This window comes from Pseudomonas agronomica, assembly GCF_025917275.1.
GTDB classification, from domain to species: domain Bacteria; phylum Pseudomonadota; class Gammaproteobacteria; order Pseudomonadales; family Pseudomonadaceae; genus Aquipseudomonas; species Aquipseudomonas agronomica.
Genome location: NZ_JAOSHO010001088.1, coordinates 1 through 353, shown reverse-complemented (window position 1 = coordinate 353; position 353 = coordinate 1). Strand labels below are relative to the sequence as shown.

Annotated in this window: 1 pseudogene; it reads left to right on the top strand. The window is 59.2% G+C overall.

The features are described from left to right. Positions 1-255: pseudogene (locus OC610_RS29045) on the top strand (multidrug ABC transporter ATP-binding protein); the annotation flags it as partial. Positions 256-353: the final 98 nt, after the last annotated feature.

The window sequence follows — 353 nt, the reverse complement described above, 5'->3', positions numbered from 1 at the left end:
GATTCAGAAGTCGAAGTGGCAATCCAGGAGAGCCTCGATGAAATGATGAAGGGCAAGACCGTCATCGCCATTGCCCATCGACTGTCGACGATTGCGGCCATGGACAGGCTCATCGTCATGGATGAGGGGCGCATCATCGAGCAAGGCACCCACGCTGAATTGCTTGGGAGGAATGGTACCTATGCGCGGCTTTGGCATCATCAGAGTGGCGGGTTCCTGGGTGAGGATCAGGGTGTGGTCGAGGCGGTGGAGTAGGCAAGGGCGCTAGCCCCGTTTACCTGGCCAGCACATCACTTCTGCACAACCGCCACTCGACGACCGCTCAGGTAGCACAGCAGCCCACCCATGGCGGT